The organism is Paracoccus sp. MC1862 (genome assembly GCF_016617715.1).
Taxonomy (GTDB): domain Bacteria; phylum Pseudomonadota; class Alphaproteobacteria; order Rhodobacterales; family Rhodobacteraceae; genus Paracoccus.
In genome coordinates, this window is sequence record NZ_CP067225.1 from 1,090,432 (window position 1) to 1,108,841 (window position 18,410).

General features: G+C 63.5%; 14 protein-coding genes and 7 pseudogenes. 12 read left to right on the top strand and 9 right to left on the bottom strand.

The annotated features are described in order from the left end of the window. Positions 1 to 274: 274 nt before the first annotated feature. A pseudogene (locus JGR78_RS18395) lies at positions 275 to 523 on the top strand (transposase); the annotation flags it as partial. After that, positions 469 to 1,652, top strand: a pseudogene (locus JGR78_RS05480) (IS3 family transposase). The pseudogenes JGR78_RS18395 and JGR78_RS05480, both read left to right, overlap by 55 nt. Here JGR78_RS05480 and JGR78_RS05485 read toward each other — a convergent pair. From JGR78_RS05485 to JGR78_RS18060, 3 genes are all read right to left on the bottom strand, one after another. Continuing rightward, complete coding sequence (locus tag JGR78_RS05485; RefSeq protein WP_182806224.1) at positions 1,620 to 1,991, bottom strand: hypothetical protein; 372 nt, start codon at positions 1,989 to 1,991, stop codon at positions 1,620 to 1,622. The pseudogene JGR78_RS05480 and the gene JGR78_RS05485 overlap by 33 nt on opposite strands. Before the next feature lie 248 nt (positions 1,992 to 2,239). Next, positions 2,240 to 2,449 carry a hypothetical protein gene (locus JGR78_RS18055; protein ID WP_234450871.1) on the bottom strand — a complete coding sequence of 70 codons (210 nt, stop codon included), beginning with the start codon at positions 2,447 to 2,449 and terminating at the stop codon, positions 2,240 to 2,242. A 21-nt stretch (positions 2,450 to 2,470) separates the two neighbouring features. Then, positions 2,471 to 2,629, bottom strand: a complete 159-nt coding sequence (locus JGR78_RS18060; RefSeq protein WP_234450872.1) for a hypothetical protein — start codon at positions 2,627 to 2,629, stop codon at positions 2,471 to 2,473. Between the two features lie 145 nt (positions 2,630 to 2,774). Here JGR78_RS18060 and JGR78_RS05495 point away from each other — a divergent pair. The 5 genes and pseudogenes from JGR78_RS05495 to JGR78_RS05510 all read left to right on the top strand — a co-directional run. After that, a pseudogene (locus JGR78_RS05495) lies at positions 2,775 to 4,298 on the top strand (recombinase family protein). Beyond that, on the top strand, positions 4,295 to 4,723 hold the full coding sequence (locus JGR78_RS18065; RefSeq protein ID WP_234450873.1) for a ParB N-terminal domain-containing protein: 429 nt from the start codon (positions 4,295 to 4,297) through the stop codon (positions 4,721 to 4,723). Before JGR78_RS05495 ends, JGR78_RS18065 begins: the two are co-directional and overlap by 4 nt. Next, positions 4,705 to 5,187 carry a plasmid partitioning protein RepB C-terminal domain-containing protein gene (locus JGR78_RS18070; protein ID WP_234450874.1) on the top strand — a complete coding sequence of 161 codons (483 nt, stop codon included), beginning with the start codon at positions 4,705 to 4,707 and terminating at the stop codon, positions 5,185 to 5,187. The genes JGR78_RS18065 and JGR78_RS18070 overlap by 19 nt, the downstream gene beginning before the upstream one ends. 90 nt (positions 5,188 to 5,277) lie before the next feature. Next, positions 5,278 to 6,600, top strand: coding sequence for an IS110 family transposase (locus JGR78_RS05505; RefSeq protein WP_182806265.1), 1,323 nt, complete (start codon positions 5,278 to 5,280; stop codon positions 6,598 to 6,600). A gap of 153 nt (positions 6,601 to 6,753) precedes the next feature. Beyond that, positions 6,754 to 7,374, top strand: a pseudogene (locus tag JGR78_RS05510) (plasmid partitioning protein RepB C-terminal domain-containing protein); the annotation flags it as partial. Between the two features lie 45 nt (positions 7,375 to 7,419). Here JGR78_RS05510 and JGR78_RS05515 read toward each other — a convergent pair. Then, positions 7,420 to 8,133 (bottom strand): annotated as a pseudogene (locus tag JGR78_RS05515) (IS701 family transposase); the annotation flags it as partial. A gap of 97 nt (positions 8,134 to 8,230) precedes the next feature. Between JGR78_RS05515 and JGR78_RS05520 the strand changes: the two are divergent. After that, positions 8,231 to 9,029, top strand: a pseudogene (locus JGR78_RS05520) (IS5 family transposase). Positions 9,030 to 9,044: 15 nt separating this feature from the next. On the opposite strand, the pseudogene JGR78_RS05525 reads toward JGR78_RS05520, so the two are convergent. Then, positions 9,045 to 9,314, bottom strand: a pseudogene (locus JGR78_RS05525) (transposase); the annotation flags it as partial. A 400-nt stretch (positions 9,315 to 9,714) separates the two neighbouring features. Further along, positions 9,715 to 10,884: a mandelate racemase/muconate lactonizing enzyme family protein gene (locus JGR78_RS05530; RefSeq protein WP_200559503.1), complete on the bottom strand. Its 1,170-nt coding sequence runs from the start codon at positions 10,882 to 10,884 to the stop codon at positions 9,715 to 9,717. Between the two features lie 123 nt (positions 10,885 to 11,007). On the opposite strand from JGR78_RS05530, the gene JGR78_RS05535 reads away from it, so the two are divergent. After that, positions 11,008 to 11,895 (top strand): LysR substrate-binding domain-containing protein, encoded by an 888-nt coding sequence (locus JGR78_RS05535; protein ID WP_182793809.1) that lies wholly within the window; start codon positions 11,008 to 11,010, stop codon positions 11,893 to 11,895. 22 nt (positions 11,896 to 11,917) lie between these two features. Here JGR78_RS05535 and JGR78_RS05540 read toward each other — a convergent pair whose 3' ends face one another. Continuing rightward, positions 11,918 to 13,003 (bottom strand): tartrate dehydrogenase, encoded by a 1,086-nt coding sequence (locus JGR78_RS05540; protein ID WP_182805497.1) that lies wholly within the window; start codon positions 13,001 to 13,003, stop codon positions 11,918 to 11,920. 87 nt (positions 13,004 to 13,090) lie between these two features. After that, a complete protein-coding gene (locus JGR78_RS05545) occupies positions 13,091 to 14,056 on the bottom strand; it encodes a tripartite tricarboxylate transporter substrate-binding protein (protein WP_182805494.1) in 966 nt (321 codons plus the stop codon). Between the two features lie 324 nt (positions 14,057 to 14,380). On the opposite strand from JGR78_RS05545, the gene JGR78_RS05550 reads away from it, so the two are divergent. From JGR78_RS05550 to JGR78_RS05560, 3 genes are all read left to right on the top strand, one after another. Further along, complete coding sequence (locus JGR78_RS05550; RefSeq protein ID WP_220495415.1) at positions 14,381 to 14,779, top strand: XRE family transcriptional regulator; 399 nt, start codon at positions 14,381 to 14,383, stop codon at positions 14,777 to 14,779. A gap of 590 nt (positions 14,780 to 15,369) precedes the next feature. Next, positions 15,370 to 16,653, top strand: a complete 1,284-nt coding sequence (locus JGR78_RS05555; protein WP_182805492.1) for a DUF3987 domain-containing protein — start codon at positions 15,370 to 15,372, stop codon at positions 16,651 to 16,653. A gap of 268 nt (positions 16,654 to 16,921) precedes the next feature. Further along, on the top strand, positions 16,922 to 17,065 hold the full coding sequence (locus JGR78_RS05560; RefSeq protein WP_182793855.1) for a hypothetical protein: 144 nt from the start codon (positions 16,922 to 16,924) through the stop codon (positions 17,063 to 17,065). On the opposite strand, the gene JGR78_RS05565 is transcribed toward JGR78_RS05560, so the two are convergent. Continuing rightward, positions 17,047 to 18,321 carry a tyrosine-type recombinase/integrase gene (locus JGR78_RS05565; protein WP_182793856.1) on the bottom strand — a complete coding sequence of 425 codons (1,275 nt, stop codon included), beginning with the start codon at positions 18,319 to 18,321 and terminating at the stop codon, positions 17,047 to 17,049. The two genes, JGR78_RS05560 and JGR78_RS05565, sit on opposite strands and share 19 nt — an antisense overlap. Between the last annotated feature and the right edge of the window lie 89 nt (positions 18,322 to 18,410).

Genomic DNA, 18,410 nt, shown 5'->3' on the forward strand with positions numbered 1-18,410 from the left:
TGTGACAGATTGAAAATCAGAACTTGTGCTGAGACGTATATCGCACGGTTATATCACGCTCGATAATTTTGTATCCCAGCGTTCACTGCGCCGCCGCGACCGGCTCTTGCTCACTGAGAGTTCCCCCTAAGCTGTAAAACTTACCAAGTGAGAACTTGAGCGTGAGCCATTTACCGATTTTTTGACAAGATCTTGTGCGCGCTAACAGCACCTAGCAAAATTTCCTGTCGTGCGTTGAGGGGATAGGAGCAAGCTCCTTGTCTCCAACGACTTCTGGGCGGCTAGTGCGCCGCTGCTACCATCCGAGCCGTCCAAGACTCGAGGCGACCGCCGGCGATGCGATGATCGGCTCGCCTTGGCTGGCATCATTTTCGTGCTCCGCTCCGGCATTCCCTGGCAGATGCCTGGACCTTTCCCGGTTCTGTTCCGGTCTTCTGAGAGCGATGCTCACCAGGAAGGAGACTGGATATGGCAGCGACACGCAGCGAGGAGTTCAAGCGGGATGCGGTGCGCATCGCGCTGACCAGCGCTCTGACCCGGGACCCGGGGTCAGGTTGCGTCTGATCTGAGGATCGGGCTTTCGCCCTTGGGCAAATGGGTTCGGGCTGTCGCCGAGGAGGCCGGGGCTCCTGAACAGGACGCCGGTCCGGCTCGCGCGAGAATGAGCGTCTGCGCAAAGGGAACCGCATCCTGCGGGATTTGAGCCGGATCAGGAAACAGTCCGGGGGACTGTTTCCCGACGATTGAGTTCATGGCTGACTATCGCGGCAGCTGACGCGCAGGCGCCTGTGCCAGCTGATGGGGGGGAGAGATCGCGGGCTTCGGGCGTGGAAGCGCCGGCCGCCGCCATATCGCCGAGGGCCCGACATGGTGCTCCTGGCACATATCCGCGATCAGCACCGGTCAAATCTGGGCCGCTACGGTCGGCCTCGCATGACCGAGGAACTGAACGAGCTGGGTCTCGGTGTTGGCCAGTGTCGTGTCGGGCGCGTTCGTCGGAAAACAGTCCCCCGGACTGTTTTCTGACCCTCCTCACTGCGCCAGAACGGCATCCGGGTCGTTCGCAGCGAGCGGCGTTCAAGCGCACCACCGACAGCGATCAGGCCTTCAACATCGCGCCGCACCTGCTGCGAGCCAGGACTTCACCGCGAGGGGGCCGAACCAGAAATGGGCCGGCGACATCCGCCTCATGTCTGGACGCGTGAGGGTTGGGTCTATCTGGCGGCCATCCTTGACCTTTTCTCGCGACGCGGGGTCGGCAGGGCGATCAGGTCGCCTTGGCGACGGCTGAAGCAGGATCTGGCCCTGCGGGCGCTGAACATGGCCATTGCCCTGCGCAGGCCCCCGCCAGGATGCGTCCACCACACGGACCGCGGGTCGCAAACACTGTGCCCATGATTGCCAGAAGATCCTGCGCAGGCGCGAGATGAAGCCATCAATGAGCGGCAAGGGCAATGGTTATGACAACTCGGCCCTCGGGAGCTTCTTCAAATCGCTGAAGGCTGAACTGGTCTGGCGCCGCGACTGGCCCACCCGGCGCGAGGTCGAAATCGCCCTCTTGGAATGCATCAACGGCCTCTCACAACCCGCGCCGCAAACACTCGGCACTGGACTGGAAATTACCCGTGGCCCTCGAACAAAGGGCTGCCTGACATGAGCACCTGACCGGAACAGAACCGGGACAGGTCCATAGAGGCACCTGCACTACCTTGTTCACCGGCAGGAACCGGAACCCCCGTGCCCCGTGCGATCGCGAGGTTACGCGCAGCCTGGAAACGCTGCTCCGCATCGGTGGCGTCACCGGCAAGCTTTGCCTCCCACGCCTCGATCATCTCGGACCAGACGGCGTCCGCCTTCCGCTCCGCCAGACGGGGACTGTCAGTATGCAGAGCCACCCAGACGAACTTGCAAGGCGCGATCGCCCCGTAACGCGCAGGCACCCGCTTGTAGAGCGACAGCTTGCCTCGGCTGCCCCGTGCCTTGATCGCCATGATGCATCACCTCCCAAGCAGGTGACTGTAACGCATAATTTATGGCAATATTGGGATGTTCGTATCTCATCCGCCTTTTATAAATGAGAAAACAACAGGTTAAACACTGAGTCACAATGAGAACTGGCGAGGGAGTTTGACAAAGATCGAACTCTCTCCCGTGCCGATGGCTGCGGCACGGGAGAGCCGCGAAATGCTGCGCAACAACGGGGGACAGTAACTCGGTTTTAGCCTGAGGCGCCGCTAGGCTAGTCTGGACCACCATCCGCCCTCAACTTGCGGACCGCCATCAAAAGCTCCTCGACCGCGTGCTCTGCGGCGGCGAGCTTCATGGCCGCCATCAGGTCCTGCCGTCCCGCCAACGCGAGGAATGTTCCCAACACCTCGTCGGAGTGCCGGGCCAGCGAGACCAGGTGGTCACCGCTCGGACCGTACCTTCCGGCAAACCAGTTCTTCACAGTCTTCCCGTTCGCCCCAGTTCAGGACGCAACGACCTTTGCCCCCACCCTGCTGTCGCCAATTGATCTGCGCAGCGCCGCCGCGATTTCGTCGGCGAACCGGTTCTCGGGTTCTTGTTGACCATTTCCACCGTATCCTTTTTCCTTCGGAAAGAACTTGCCCTTTTTCGGAAACGACATTCCGGCCTCCCTCGCTTTACATGGACAGGAGGGATTCAGCCCTGGATTCAGGCGGTTCGGATGGATTTGCCAGCAATACCCAGGAGATGCATGTGTGAGCGGTCGATCTTCGACCATTTCCAGCAAGAGCGACGGTGCGTCAGCGATGGACGTCCCAGCAGTCGCCTACGTGCGGATGTCGACCGATCACCAGAAATACTCGACCGAGAACCAACTGGACGTAATCCGCAGCTACGCCGTTGCACGAGGACTGCAGATCTTGCGCGTGTTCGAGGATTCAGGACGTTCCGGGCTGCGGCTCGACGGCCGGGAGGCGCTGTAGAACCTGATGGCCGAGGTTCAATCCGGCCAGGCCGAATTCAAGGCGATCCTCGTCTATGACGTCAGCCGCTGGGGGCGGTTTCAGGATGCCGACGAGGGCGCCTACCACGAGCATGTCTGTTCCCGCGCCGGGATCCGGGTCCACTACTGCGGCGAGCAGTTCGAGAATGACGGCAGCATTGGCTCCAACCTTCTGAAAACCGTCAAGCGGGTGATGGCGGGCGAGTACAGCCGCGAGCTATCGGTCAAGGTATTCGCCGGACAGTGCCGCCTCGTGGAACTCGGTTATCGTCAGGGAGGCGCGGCGGGATATGGCCTGCGGCGAGTCCTGATCGACGAGCACGGCAACCCGAAGGGCGAGTTGTCTCGCGGCGAACAGAAAAGCCTGCAGACCGACCGCGTGATCCTGCTGCCCGGGTCCGAGGGGGAGCAGCGTGTCGTCCAGCGCATGTACGAAATGTTCGTCAACGAGGGGCTCATGGAGCGCGAGATCGCGGAAACCCTGAACGGCGAAGGACACCGCACCGATCTCGACCGACCGTGGACGCGGGCCACCGTCCATCAAGTGCTGACAAACGAAAAATACATCGGGAACAATGTCTTCGCGAAGGTGTCATTCAAGCTGAAGCAGCGCCGTGTTGTGAACCCGCGAAAAATGTGGATCCGCGCGGAGGGTGCATATCCCGCCATCGTCGATCAAGCGCTGTTCTTGCGCGCAAGGGAAATCGTGGATGCCCGAAGCCGCCATTTCTCGGATGAGGAACTGCTCGAGGCCCTACGCACCATCCTCAATCGCCAAGGCATGCTGTCGGGGCTGATCATCGACGAGCAAGACGACCTGCCGTCTTCCAGTGCCTATCGTAGTCGCTTCGGCAGCCTGCTGCGCGCATACAGACTGATCGGCTACGAGCCAGACCGGGACTACAGTTACATCGAGGTCAACCGCACTCTGCGGCAGGCGCATCCGCAGGTGGTGGCCGAGATTATCGCCGGGGTCACTCGGCACGGCGGGTCGGCGCTGCAAAACCCGGAAACCCACATGCTTCGCGTCAACGATGAGTTCACTTTGTCCATCGTGCTGGCCCGATGCACGTCGACAGCAGCCGGAGCCCTGCGGTGGCGCATCCGCCTCGACACCGGCCTCGTCCCGGACATCACCATCGCCATGCGCATGGACGAGATGAACGAGGCGCCGCGCGACTACTACGTGCTGCCCAGCATCGACATGACCTATGGAAAACTGAAGTTCGCCGAGCAAAACGGGTTCGCGCTGGATGCATACCGGTTCGACACGCTCGATTTCTTCTACGCGCTCGCCTCGCGGGCCAAGATCGCGGAGGTGGCATGAGGCACGACGACTTTGAGTCGACCAGCCAGAAGCAGGTAAGCCTAATCCCGACCGACAGGATCCGCATCCTGAATCCCCGCGTCCGTAACCGCCGCGCCTTCGCGGAAATGGTCGAGAACATTGCCCGAATCGGCCTGAAGCGCCCGATCACCGTGGCACCTCGGCCGGGGACCGATCCGCAGGAATACGACCCTGTCTGCGGACAGGGTCGGCTCGAGGCATTCATCGAACTGAAACAGAACCGCATCCCGGCGATCGTGATCGACGCCGACGAGAGCGACTGTCTTGTCATGAGCCTCGTCGAAAACTGCGCCCGGCGGCAGCACAACCCTATCGACCTGATGCGCGAATCGGTGCGCTCCGTCAGCGCGGCTACACTGACCGCCAGATTGGCGAGAAGATCGGCGTGTCCACCGAATACGTGAGCATGATCGCCGGGCTGCTCGAGAAGGGAGAGGAGCGCTTGGTGTCTGCAGTGGAAACCGGGGTCCTGCCTCTGAACCTCGCCATCCAGATTTCCAAGACCGACGCGAAGGGCGCGCAGAAGGCGCTGATGGACGCCTACACCCAAAACAAGCTGCGCGGCCGGAAGTTGGCGCTCGTGCGCCGCCTGATCCAGCAGCGGGAACTGCGCGGCCCGCAGATCCAGAATAACCCTATCGGACGCCGGGGAGCGAAACGGGCGCTAACAAGCGAAGGCCTCGTACGGGCCTATCAGCAGGAGGCCACACGTCAAAAGCTGCTGCTAAAAAACTGTTCCGGGTCTGGCCCTCCTGTGCGCAGTAGAAACAGCTTGTGCTATCGTCGCGAGCGGAGGGCAGTTGCCGATTGCTTATTGGAGGGACTCACCCCGTTAAAAAACGTGGCACATGGGTCGATGCGCACTTGAGAGTGGTGACACCGCCTCGGCGGTGATCCCGATTAGGAAGATGACGAACTTGCGCGGCCTACGCCCTCCAGCCTGATCGGAGGAGATGTCATGGCAAAGAAGCAGGCCGGCGACCACTCGGACCTGAAGGTGGTCAATTCCAATGCCGCAGCGATCGATATCGGGTCGAAGATGCACATGGCGGCGGTGCACCCCGACCGTGCGGATCTGCCCGTGCGCGTTTTCGGCACCTTCACGCGAGATCTGCACGATCTGGCTGACTGGTTCCGGTCCTGCGGCGTGACCAGCGTGGCAATGGAATCCACCGGGGTCTACTGGATCCCGGCTTTCGAGATCCTCGAGCAGCACGGGTTCGACGTGATCCTCGTGAACGCGCGCTATGCCAAGAACGTGCCGGGCCGGAAGACCGACGTCAGCGACGCAGGCTGGCTGCGACAGCTGCATTCCTACGGTCTCCTGCGCGGGAGTTTCCGCCCCGCGGCCGAGATCGCCACTCTGCGGGCCTACATGCGACAGCGCGAGCGGCTGATTGAATATGCCGCTGCCCATATCCAACACATGCAAAAGGCGTTGATGGAGATGAACCTCCAGCTGCACCATGTCGTCTCGGACATCACCGGCGCGACCAGGATGCGGATTATTCGTGCCATCGTGTCGGGCGAGCGGGATCCGGACGTGCTGGCGTCATTTCGTGATGTCCGCTGCCACGCGTCAGTCGAGACGATCCGCGCGGCACTGGTGGGCAACGACCGCGACGAGCACGTTCAGGCCAAGATGGCGGACTGCGATCGCAGGCTGGAGGCAGCGGTCGCAGTGCTTACGGTCAAGACGCATGGGGTCGTCGCTCCCCTTCCAAAAGCGCGCGTGAAGCGAAAGCAGGTGAATGCGCCCTCGTTCGACATCAGGGCGGCCCTTCACGGCGTCCTTGGCGTGGACCTGACCCAGATTCACGGCCTCGGACCGTCATTGGCGTTGAAGCTGGTCGCCGAATGCGGAACCGACCTGAATGCATGGCCGAGCGCGAAGCACTTTACCTCATGGCTCTGTCTTGCACCCGGCAACAAGATATCCGGCGGCAAGCTGCTGTCATCGCGAACCCGAAGATCCTCGAGTCGGGCCGCAGCGCTGTTGCGGCTGGCGGCTGTCACGATCGGGCGCAGTGACACCGCGCTGGGTGCATTCTACCGGCGTCTTTCGTCGCGAGTTGGCAAGCAGAAGGCGGTGACCGCCACGGCCCGCAAGATCGCGGTGCTGTTCTACAACACACTGCGCTTCGGCATGACCTACCATGATCCCGGTGCTGCCGCCTATGACGCGCGGCACCGATCCCGGGTTCTGGCCAATCTGCAGCGTCGTGCGCGATCGCTTGGCTATGCTCTTGCACCGGCACCAGAGGCGGCGGATGTTTCTTAGGAAGGCAGAGTTCACACAGAGCCGGCTGATGTTCGTGCGCGAGGCCTTCCGCAAGCTCTGCGCAGAAGCGCATTTCATGACGCTGCTCAGGGCCGAGGGCCTAAAGACGATGCCTGCCGATCTCGCTAGGTCCGTCACTGAGGGGGCATCGGCATGAAACGCGAGGCCCGCGAGCCCCCGCGCAGCGTGAGTCACGGCTTCGAGGACGACTGCGTTACCCTCCCGATCGATGCCATCCTGCCGCTGCGCGCTTTCGGCAAATCCGCGAAATCCAGCCGGAAATTCCGTCAGATCGTGGCCTCCATCGCCCAGATCGGAATCGTCGAGCCGCCCATCGTCGTCCGGAACCCCGACAAGTCCGCCACCTGGTTGCTGCTCGACGGCCACATGCGCATCGAGGCGTTGAAGGACGCAGGAGCGAACGAGGTGGAATGCCTCGTCTCCACCGACGACGAAGCGTTCACTTACAACCGACAGGTCAGCCGCCTCGCGCCGATCCAGGAACATAAGATGATCCGTAAGGCGATTGAGCGCGGCGTGCCGGAGGAAAAGATCGTGCTCGCGCTCGACCTCAACATGAGTAGCATCCGGCGCAAGGTGCGCCTGCTGGACGGCATCTGCGAGGAAGCCGTCGCGATCCTCAAGGACAAGCCCGCGACCGGCGCGGTGTTCGACGCGCTGCGCAAGATGAAAACCATACGACAGATCGAGGCCGCGGAGTTGCTGGTCAACGCCAACAACTATTCGGTGACCTATGTGAACGCGATCCTTGCCGGAACGCCGCAGGCGCAATTAGCACTATTCTGCCACCTTCATAGCCGGAGCAATCATGACGTCGGCAGGATAGACCGTCTGGGTCGGCAGAATGCCCACCGCCCAGGTGAGACCCTGCTCCGAGAGCTTCTGCCGGAAGTCTGCCACCTTGCCGTACTCGGCATCCGCCAGCACAGCGCCGAAGCGCGCTCCAGCCACTTGGATGCGACTGATCTCGTCCAGGGCGATCCGCCATTTGGGCCGGCCGGGGATCGCCTCTGGCACACCGGCACGGGCGCGCCGCCCTGCGTCCTCGGCCCAGGCGCGAGGCAGGAACAAACGCAGGCCCACACAGACCGGAACCTCGCAGCGCGCCAGCGTGAGCGAGACCAAGGCCTGGCAGTTGGCCTTTTTGCCCAGTTGGCCGCAATACTGGCGCGCAACCCCCACCGAGTGTCGCCCCTGCTTGACCAGGGCGGTGTCGTCGATGATCAGCACAGCCTCTGGACCACCGACGAGCCGGTCGGCGGCCCGCACCAGCTCCTCCTCGAGCGGCTCACAGCGCCAAGGCGAGGTGGAGATGAAGTGGTGAAGCTGCTGAACGTCTCCGGGCGCTACGCGAGCGGCCATTGGCTCGACGCTCTTGCGCTCGCCCGGCCCGAGCAGCCCCTGAAGATACACCGGTGCCCAGCGGCGCTGCTCGACCCTGCCGAGCCGAGCTAGGAAAGGTGCGAGCCAAGCCTCATAGGCAGCCCGCCAGTGGCTTGTGGTTGCTCTCATCACGGCACCTCCCGTGAGCACCACCCCGAACTACCACAAAACCTGGCAGAGTAGTGTTAGAGCGCCTAACAAAACCGCCTCTCGTGCGTTAGGGGACATGAGCAAGCCCCTTGTATCCGATGATCTGTGGGCGGCGCTGGAGCCGTTGCTGCCGAGGCCGCGGCCCAAGCCCCAGGGCGGCCGTCCCCGCTGCGATGACCGGCTGGCCTTGGCCGGCATCCTCTTCGTGCTCCGCTCCGGCATCCCTTGGGAGATGTTGCCGCGCGAGTTCGGCTGCTCCGGCATGACCTGCTGGCGCCGGCTGCGGGACTGGCAAGCGGCCGGCATCTGGGCTGGGCTCCACCGCATGCTGCTGGAGCGCCTATCGGATGCCGGACATCTGGACTGGAGCCGGGCCTCCCTCGACAGCGCCGCCGTGGCGGCCAAAAGGGGGGCACCGAGATCGGCCCGAACCCGACGGATCGCGGCAACCAGGCACGAAGCGCCATCTTGTGGTCGACCGGAGAGGCACCCCGCTCGGGGTGCGCCTGAGTCCAGCCAACCGGCATGACAGCCTGATGCTGGCGCCCACCCTCGATGCCGTGCCGGGCGTGCGCCACGGTCGCGGCCGCCCGCGCAAGCGCCCCGACAAGCTCCACGCCGACAAGGCTTACGATAACCATCGTTGCCGGTCCGAATGCCGCGCCCGCGCGATCATGCCCCGCATTGCTCGGCGGACAGTGGACAGCAGCGAGAGGTTGGGCTGCCACCGCTGGGTCGTCGAACGAACGCTTGCCTGGCTCAACCGCTTCCGCCGTCTGACTATCCGCTATGAGCGACGCGCCGACATTCACGAGGCCTTCGTAATCCTCGGCTGCGCCCTCATCTGCCTCAACCAGATCAGAAGGTTTTGTTAGGTGTTCTTAGAAGTTTCCCGAGGCAGCCTCCTTGAGAATGAGATTCTCCAGCGTCAACTCGGACACCGCCTTCCGCAGCCGCTCGTTCTCCTTCTCGAGATCCTTCAGCCGTGTCACCTGGTCGCTCTTCAAGCCGCCGAACTCCTTCCGCCACCGGTAGTAGGTGAACTGGGTCACGCCGATCGAGCGCACCGCCTCGGCCACGGGCTGGCCTTGTGACACCAGCACATCGACCTGCCGGAGCTTGGTAACGATCTCCTCGGGTTTGTGCTTCTTCTGGGGCATTCCGTCGTCCTCCATCTGGCTCAAAAGCCTACCTCAGGGAGGACCACTTTTCAGGGGGCAGGCCAGGAACTGGCAGGCGTCGGGGAGCGCGAGGGAAGCGGTGCTGGGCGCAGGAACGCGAAGACGAAGCCGCGATAATTCAGTCGTCATCGAGCCGAGTGCGGTGCCTGTCACTGCGCTGCCCCCCGCGACATGTATGTCCGCGATCTCCACCTCGATATAATCCGGATGAAGCCACGAGATTTCAGGTAAGTATACGCATAAAGCCATTCCTGCGGCTGGATCGGCCCATTCAGGGCGAGATGCCGTTGGTGGAGACCGGATTGACGAGTAGCGGCCAACGGACGGCGGCGGGATGAAAGGACTGCCGCCCGCTACCAGACCCAAACGAGGAATAAGTTCACTCCGCCAGTTCGCGCATGACCTTAATGAGATCGGATTTTCCCTCGAAGCCGATGCCCGGCAGGTCGGGCATGGTGATATGGCCGTCCTCGACCTTCACGCCGTCTGGAAAGCCGCCATAGGGCTGGAACAGGTCCGGATAACTCTCGTTGCCGCCGAGCCCCAAGCCGGCCGCGATGTTCAGCGACATCTGGTGGCCTCCATGGGGGATGCAGCGGGTGGGCGACCAGCCGAGCTGCTCCAGCACATCGAGCGTGCGCAGGTATTCCACCAGGCCATAGGACAGCGCGCAGTCGAACTGGAGCCAGTCGCGGTCGGGACGCATTCCGCCGTGACGCAGCAGGTTGCGGGCGTCCTGGTGCGAGAACAGGTTCTCGCCGGTAGCCATCGGGCCCGGGTAGAACTCGGACATGGCAGCCTGAAGCTGATAGTCCAGCGGATCGCCGATCTCCTCATACCAGAACAGCGGGTATTGGCGGAGCATCTTGGCATAGGCGATGGCGGTTTCCAGGTCGAAGCGGCCGTTTGCGTCCACCGCGAGCTGCGCATCGTTGCCGATTTCGTCCAGAACCGCCTCGATCCGGCGCTGGTCCTCCTCGATCGGCGCGCCGCCGATCTTCATCTTCACCACGTTGTAGCCGCGGTCGAGATAGCTGCGCATCTCGCGGCGCAGCGCACTGTCGTCCTTGCCGGGATAGTAATAGCCGCCCGCCGCATAGACGAAGACGCGCGAGTTGGCCTCCCGCCCCTTTGTCTCGGCCAGCAGCCGGAACAGGGGCTTGCCCGCGATCTTGGCCACTGCGTCCCAGACCGCCATGTCGATCGTGCCGACAGCAACGGATCGCTCGCCGTGGCCGCCCGGCTTCTCGTTTTTCATCATCGCGGCCCAGATCCGGTGCGGGTCCAGGTTGTCGCCCATATCGTTCATCAGCGATGCCGGATCGGCTTCGAGGATCCGGTCGCGGAAGCGCTCGCGGATCAGCCCGCCCTGTCCGTAGCGGCCATTCGAGTTAAAGCCGTAGCCGACCACCCGTCGCCCGTCGCGCACAACATCGGTGACGACCGCGACAAGGCTGGCCGTCATCTTGCTGAAGTCGATATAGGCATTGCGGATGGGCGACGAAATCGGCTTCGTGACCTCGCGGATATCGACGATGCGCATGATGATCTCCCCTTCTTTCCAAGACATCACTAGCCGACCTGCACCGGAGGCAGCCAATGCCGTTTCTCCCTTGAACCATGCCGATTCGGCACTGTTTATGGTGCAGCGCACGGCAGCGAAGGGATGGCGATGAACTCTGTCTGGCTCGAGGATCTGGTTGCGCTGTCGGAATGCCTGAACTTCTCGAAGGCCGCCGAGCGGCGCCATGTGACGCAGCCCGCCTTCGGCCGTCGCATCCGCGCCTTCGAGGAGTGGTGCGGTCAGCCCCTCGTGGACCGGTCCTCGCACCGGCTGGAGCTGACCGATGCCGGGCGGCTGACGCTGGCCGCGGCACAGGACATCCTGCGGCGGACGAATGCGCTGCAGCGCGAGTTGTCCGAGATCGAGAGCAGCACGAGCTCGCTGACCTTCGCCTCGACGCAGGCGCTGTCCTTCACCTTCTTCCCGGAATGGTTCCGCGATGTCTCGTCCCTTGCCGCGGGCGCCTCGGTCCATCTTCTGTCGGACAACATGCGAGCGTGCGAGCGCATCATGGAGGATGGACGCGCGCAGTTCCTGCTGTGCCATGCGCATCCGTCCAGCCCCATGGAACTGCCTGCGGCCCATTACAGCCGGATCGAGCTTTCATGTGATCGGCTGGTGCCGGTCATGGCCGCAGGCACCACGGCTTGGCTGGACGATCTCGGCAAGGGGCCGATGCCGTTTCTCGGCTTCGACCACAACTCTGGTTTGGGGCGCATCCTGAACAGCGTGCTAGGGGCACGACGGGACCGGCTGCCGCTTCAGACGGTGTTCACCTCGCATCTGGCGATGGCCTTGAAAACGATGGTCGCCGAAGGCAAGGGGATGGCCTGGATTCCGGTCAGCCTGATCCGGCAGGAACTGGACGCGGGCAGTATCAGGCTGGCCGGGGGCGACGACTGGGCCGTGGATGTGTCCATCGTCCTGCTGCGGCCGCGCAGCCGCATGTCGCCGCTGGCGGAACGGTTCTGGGCCGGGATTTCGAAGGCGGGCTGATCGCCCGCCCCGTGCCCGGAACTCAGGCCAGCATGTCTGCCACGGCCTTGCCGCAGGTTTCCGTATCGGCGTTGCCCCCCAGATCGCGGGTGCGCAGCAGTTGCTCGGCCAGCACGGCCTCGATCGCGCCCATGACGGCGGCGCTTGCCTCATTCTCTCCGAGGTGTTCCAGCATCATGGCGGCCGACCAGATCTGCCCGATCGGGTTCGCGACCCCCTGTCCCGCAATGTCGGGGGCCGATCCGTGGACCGGCTCGAACAGGGACGGGAAATTGCGCTCGGGGTTGATGTTGCCGGAAGGCGCGATGCCGATGGTTCCGGTGCAGGCCGGACCGAGGTCCGACAGGATGTCCCCGAACAGGTTCGACGCCACCACCACGTCGAAGCGGTCGGGGTTCAGCACGAAATGCGCACACAGGATGTCGATGTGATACTTGTCCCAAGTGATGCCCGGATAGGCTTTCGCCATTTCCTCGACCCGCTCGTCCCAGTAGGGCATGGTGATCGAGATGCCGTTCGACTTGGTGGCCGAGGTCAGCCGCTTGCGCGGGCGCTTCTCGGCCAGGTCGAAGGCGAAGTTCAAGATGCGGTCCACGCCCACGCGGGTCATGACGGTTTCCTGCAGCACCGTCTCCCGTTCCGTGCCCGGGAAGATGCGGCCGCCGATGGAGGAATACTCGCCCTCGGTGTTCTCGCGCACGACATAGAAGTCGATGTCGCCGGGGCCGCGCCCGGCCAGGGGGCACGGCACGCCAGGCATCAGACGCACGGGGCGCAGGCTGACATACTGGTCGAACTCGCGCCGGAACTGGATCAGCGAACCCCATAGCGAGACGTGGTCGGGCACTGTCTGAGGCCAGCCCACGGCGCCGAAGAAGATGGCGTCATGGTTGCCGATCTTTTCTTTCCAGTCCTCCGGCATCATCTGGCCGTGCCTGAGGTAATAGTCGCAGGAGGCGAAGTCGAACTCGTCCATCTGCAGCTGGAAGCCGAACTTCTTCGACGCGGCCTCGAGAACGCGGATCCCTTCGGGCACCACCTCCTTGCCGATGCCGTCGCCTGCGATCGAGGCGATCTTGTGGACGCGGTTCGTCTTCGTTTCCGTCATCATGCACTCCAGTCCGGTTCCCCCCGGCTGACACCGGGTATTTGCGCCAGCGCTGCCAGCCAGGGCCAGCGCTGGCAATCCTTCTCGTCAGTCGGCGAACTCGCCCGCCGCCTCGATGATCGGCTTCCACCGGTTGATCTCGGAATCGAGCTTGGCATGCAGCGCTTCGGGCATCGCCTGGGCCGGGGATGCCGGCGTGGTGGCAAGCTGGCCGAAACGCTCGATCAGCGTGGGGTCCTGCATGGCGGCCTGCAGTGCCTCGCTGAGTTTCGCAACCACCTCGGGGGGCGTGCCTGCGGGCGCATAGGCCCCGTGCCAGACGCTGACCTGGAAGCTTTCCAGTCCCTCTTCGGCAGTCGTCGGAAGATCGGGCAGATGCGAGGACCGCTCGGGGCTGGTGATCGCATAGGCCTTGACCTGTCCGTCGTTGATGGGTCCGACGGTGTTGGTGATCTGGTCACAGGTCAGATCGACCTGCTTGCCGATCAGGTCCGTCAGGATCGGTCCGTTGCCCTTGTAGGGAACGGTCGTCATCTTCGTCCCCAGCGTGGACATGAACAGCGTCCCGCACAGGTGCGATGCCGCGCCGATGCCGGCATGGGCATAGGTGACGTCCATGCCCTGCTCCTTGATATGGGCCGCCAGTTCGGCAAAGGACCCGGCCGGGAAGTCGGTGCGCGCCACGACGGTCATCGCGGCATCGCTGATCAAGCCGATGGGGGCGAAATCCTCAGTCGCGTTGAAAGGCAGTTGCCGGTAAAGCGACGGCGCCGTGGACATTCCGACGTGATGCACGAGGATCGTATAGCCATCCGGTTCGGCATCGGCGACGTTCCGTGTCCCGATCGTGCCGCCCGCTCCGGTGACATTCTCGACGACAACCTGCTGGCCGAGATGCTTCGACATCGCATCGGCCGTCAGGCGGGCGATCGTGTCGGTGGGACCGCCCGCCGAATAGGGCACGATGACATGGATGCTGCGGGCAGGATAGTCCTGCGCAGAGGCAGCGACGGCGCCCAGCGATAGCGCGGCGGCAACTAGAACCGGCCTCATCAGATTCCTCCCAAAATCCTTAGTTCTCCAAGTTTCCAGTGAACAGCATCCACTTGCGCGGTCCAGTGCCGTTCCGGCCTGAAACAGTGCCGAGGGTGAAAAGCCGCAACGGAGGCGAGATCGGGTCCTATCCCTCCAGACCTCCAGTGCCTGTTCCTGGTTGCGTATGGGAGGACTTAGCCTTCCCCAAGGCTGCCGACCCGGAGTCCATCCCCATGCAGTCATGGGATTTCTCCAGGACTTCGCTCCCCGTGCAAGGCCCCACCCGCGCGTTGCGGTGCAGACGGTTGGCAAGGTGCTGTCATCAACAGCAAAGCGACCATCATGACCAGACCTTTCAAAGACACGCCCGCAGCACAGCTCATTCGCTCGCGCATCATCGACCTGAAGGGCCGCAAGACCCAGGCCCAGATCGCGCAGGAAGCCGGCTTCCCGAACGCAAGTTTCCTGGCGATGCTGAAGTCAGGCGCAAACAAGATCGCCCTCGACCGGGTGCTCGATCTGGCGCGGGCGCTCGACGTCGATCCCGCACATCTGATGCGGCTCGCCCTTGCCCAGTCCATCGGCGAGACGGCGTCGAAGGCGGTGCTGGAGGTGTTCGGCACGCCGGTCACGGCAAACGAGGTGCTCTGGCTTCACGAACTGCGGGAGGCCTCTGACAACGCCGATCCCCGACCCATCGCAAAGGGTCGCGCCGCGATCCGCGCCATCTTCGGCAAGTGATCACCATGTCCGCTGCACCGGCGGATCCCGCGCGCCTTTCCGGCTGAGACGATCTCACCGCGAATGAACGAGGCTGGATCGAGATGATCCGGGTGATCTCGGCTGGCTCGGATCCGGCTGTCGACCTCGAGAGCACCGCGGCACTCCGGCAGGCGCTGGATCGGAAGCGCAATTGACAGGGGCAGGAGGAGACGCAGCGATCGACCGTCTCCTCGTGACGTCGGGATCCATGGAGGTCGCGCCATTCCTCACCCGCGAGCTCGGAACACCAGCAGGAGGATGTCTGAACAGAACACGAGCCCTCGTGGAGCTCGAGATCGTCGCTATGACGATTACTATTCGAAGGTCTGGATGAAGGCCCGCGCTCTCGAGCGGGCGCTCGCCGCCGGCACCAATGACGGCGCTAGACGTGCTAAACCGGTCTGGCACGTCTAGCGCGTCTAGCACGTTACCGCAGCGGTGCCCCCTTCACAGCAGGTAATTAGATCGCCAAGCGACGATTCCCCTAGCTGCACCTATAAGCTAGTCGTCTGGAGAGCTCTGCCTTTTCGCTCGGGTCCCAGGCACGCAACTGACCTGGAGAAATGCCCATGACGAACGTCCATGCCCTGTCCATCCCTGCGCCACGTCCGCTTGTTGCCGACGCACGGCACGCCGCTCCCTATCCTACCCACCTCCTTGGTCCCCTGAGGGCGGCCGTCGAGGCGGCGCACCGGGAGACGCAGGCACCCATCGCGATTGCAGCTCAGAGTGCGCTGGCGGCGGCATCGCTTGCGGTGCAGGGGCACGCCAATGTGGAGACGCTGGGCGGCTACAGGCCCTTGTCGCTCTACTGCATCACCATCGCCGGCAGCGGTGAACGGAAGTCGACCGTGGACCGGTGCCTTGCGGGCAGCCTCGACGACTTCGACTGCACGGTATCCGATCCGACAGTGCACGGCTTGTTTCGCATCCTCTCCCGGACACCGTCCGCTGGTCTGCTTTCGGATGAGGCAGGTTCCTTCTTGGGTAGCTATGCGATGAAGCCTAGCCAGGCGCAGCAGACCTTTGGCACGTTCAACAGCCTGTGGGACGGCAAGCGGATCAGGCTGGCGCGGGCAAAGGAAGAGACAGTCCTGCATGGCCGCCGTATGGCACTGCATCTCATGATGCAGCCGGCCGTCGCCGAGAAGCTGATCGGCGATCCCATGGCCGAGGGGATCGGCTTCCTGCCGCGCTGCCTGATCGTAGAGCCCGAGTCGACGATCGGGACGCGTCGCATCACCACCTTTCCCGAGTCGCAGCCGCCGGCCGAGCGGTCGCGCGAGCGTCTTGTCGAGCTTCTGTCGAAGGAGCTTCCGATCCGCGAGCCAGAGACATTCGAACTCGCACCGCGCCGCTTGCCTCTCTCCATCGAAGCCCGTGAAGCGCTGGTCACAGCGGCTGACGAGATCGAGCGTGACCAGGCGAGCGGCAACAAGCTCGAGAGTGTTCGGGCCTTTGCCAGCAAGACCGCCGAGAACGCGTGCCGTATCGCCGGCGTGCTGGCCATGTGGCGCGATCCGAATGCGGACAAGGTTGAGGCGGAAGACATGGAAAGCGGCCTTGGGCTTGCGTCCTACTATCTAGACGAGGCGCAGCGCCTTATGGGTCGCTCTGCGTTGGATGCGGATCTCCGCATGGCCGACGAGCTGCGCATCTGGCTGCAGAGCCGCCCCAACAGGACCTTCCTCACCGCCGACGTTCAGCAGTGCGCGCCCCGGCGGGACATGCTCAAGCGGCCTGTCGCGGATCGTCTGCTGTCGACCCTCGAGGAGCACGGCTGGATCCGCCGCTTGCCTACAGGAGCCCTCGTTGACGGAGCTCCGCGCAAGGCAGCCTGGACACTGTGCTAGACGCAGAGCAAGCCGCTTGGTTTCTGCGTTGACGGCGCTGCCAGCAGGAACAGTGCGTGTCGAAGCGCATCCGCTTCTCTGCTTCAACGCCGAGGCCTTTCCTCGCACCTCGGAGCAGGCGAGCCCGCGCCCGCAGCAGAGCGCCGCTGAAAGCAACAATTCTGCTTCTCCATGCTACAGGTGTCGAGAGCGTGCGTAAAACTAGAACATGAAACACACGAGCGTCTCCCGTCCGGTCACCCTCGAAGACCTGCAGGCCATGCATCGCATGGCCGCGGCCCTTGTCATTGCCGATCCCGTCTATATTCCGATCTTCGAACGCATCGAGCGCGAGTTGGCTGCCCATGCCTCCAAGCAGGACAGCGTTGCCCGTGCGCGTGCAATCCTCGCGGGTCAGAAGGCCAGCGCCTGAACGATCCCCTGCAGGTGCTCGAGGGTGGCGCCCTTGCCATACCGTTTGCGGTCGAGCCTATGGCCGAAGAGATCCCGCCGAATCCGGTCATCGACCCCGGCTGCGATCATGCGGTCCTCGAAAGAGTGGCGCAGCGAATACATCGTGTGCTGAGGCGTCTCCGCCAGCCCGTTCTCGCGCAGATACTTGTTCACCGTCGCGGAGAGCCCGGGCTTGTCGCGATAACGCGGGAAGCCTCCGGGATGGGCGCGCATCGCCTCCAGCGACACGCCACAGAGCGGAATGACACGCCTGGCATGGGTCGTCTTCAACTGCCGGCCCTCGCCCTCTATCGAGATATGCGCCACCTCGTCTTCCAGCCGGATCCGGTCGGTCGTCAGGTTCGCAATCTCGCTCGGGCGCGCGCCGGTGTTGACCATCGCGAGCAGGATTGCCCGTGCCTCGCTGTTCAGACCGTCGAGCGCTCCCTTGGCGAGCAGCCTGTCCCGGATCCAGTCGGACGAGAACGGCGGCCGCTGCCCGGCCTCCCCCTCCTTGAAGGACAACCCGTCCAGGGGCAGCGTCAGTCCAAGCCGCTTCATCCTGTTGACGGTCTTCAGCACCTCTCCGAGATGGATCAGGTCCTTGTTGGCGGATCCCGGCCCTACGTCGCCCGCTTCGATGCGGTCCAGCCACCACGTCCGGAAGTCGAGCATGTCATCGGCCGAGATCTCCGAGAGCGCCTTGTCCCCGACCACGTCAATAAAGTTAGTCACCGCCTTGATCCGTGGGTTGCGCCAGCGCCGGAGCTGGTCGGGCGACTTGCCGAGCGTCTTCTCGCGGGCAAGTTGCCAGTAGGCATCCAAGGCCTTGGAGACGGTCAGCGCGGGCTCCTTCGCGCCGCCGAGGAGCGCCGCTGCCTCGATCATGTCCGGCCCATCCTCGCGCATGGGAACGGCCATCATGCGGTCGCGCAGTTCGGTCAGCGGCACTTGCGCCACCTTGTTCACCGGCAGGAACTGGAAGCCCCGTGCGGTCGCCAGATCGCGCGCAGCCTGAAAGCGCTCCCCCGCGTCGGTGGCGTCACCGGCAAGCTTTGCCTCCCACGCCTCGATCATCTCGGACCAGACGGCGTCCGCCTTCCGCTGCGCCAGACTGAAACTGTCAGTATGCAGAGCCACCCAGACGAACTTGCGAGGCGCGATCGCCCGGTAACGCGCAGGCACCCGCTTGTAGAGCGACAGCTTGCCTCGGCTGCCCCGTACCTTGATCGCCATGATGCATCACCTCCCGAGCAGGTGACTGTAGCGCATAATGTAATGCAAGATTGGGGTGCTCAGTATCTCATCCGCCTGTGTCAATGTAA